Origin of the sequence: Butyricicoccus faecihominis, assembly GCF_014648015.1 — a bacterium.
Lineage (GTDB): Bacteria > Bacillota > Clostridia > Oscillospirales > Butyricicoccaceae > Agathobaculum > Agathobaculum butyriciproducens.
This window is the reverse complement of the sequence record NZ_BMQH01000016.1, coordinates 49225-50013: the sequence shown is the minus strand read 5'-3', so window position 1 is coordinate 50013 and position 789 is coordinate 49225. Positions and strand designations below refer to the sequence as shown.

The 789-nt window shown below is 52.1% G+C and carries 1 protein-coding gene; it reads right to left on the bottom strand.

What is annotated here, in order from left to right; all coding sequences use genetic code 11:
- A partial coding sequence (locus tag IEY11_RS13405; protein ID WP_188886807.1) for a sugar phosphate isomerase/epimerase family protein occupies positions 1-629 on the bottom strand: 629 nt, incomplete at its 3' end.
- Between the last annotated feature and the right edge of the window lie 160 nt (positions 630-789).

The window sequence follows — 789 nt, the reverse complement described above, 5'->3', positions numbered from 1 at the left end:
CCGTTCAGGTGCCATACGAAAATCTTCTTGCCGTCAGCCTTCTCGAGAGCAGCCCACTCGGAAGCCATTGCATGGAAGTGGTACTGGTCGAGGGTGATGCCGACGAGCGGATGATCTACCTCGGTAACGATGTCGTAAGCGTACTCGAAGCGGTTGATAGACATGGTCGGTGCGCCGCAGAATTCGATGGACAGCTTGATGCCGTGCGGCTCAACCTTCTTTACCATCTCCTTGAGAACAGCAACAGCATCAGCCTTGATCTCGTCAACGGTAGCCGGAACGGTCAGATCCATGGACGGTACAACAACGATCATCTTGCAGCCCAGCTTGTTGCAGTCTGCGATGATCTGGTCGAGCTTTGCCATAACGGCGTCCTTTTCCTCCTGGGTCTGCTTCATGTTGAAGAAGATCAGGGCGTTGTAGGACAGCATCTTCAGGTGGTGCTTCGGGTCAGCGAACCAAGCGCCGAGATCATCGATGGTGTACTTGCCGGCAGCGATCTCGCGGTCGAGGCACTCGGACTGGATGTCGATGTAGTCAAAGCCGTACTTCTCGCACAGGTCGAGGTCTTCGAGTACGGAGTGGTTTTCGCAGAAACGGTTGCAGCCTTCGTTAAAACCGATTTTCATAGCAGTAACTCCTTTTAACGTATCAGTTTCGCGTTGTAAAACGCGGTATAGTGGTTAAGGTGATATGCAAGGGCAGTAAAGCAGGAAGCTCTGCCACCCTTGCGAGTGAGTAGCAATGAATAGAAAATGTGAAGTGGATTACTTCTTGTAGAAGTCCGGT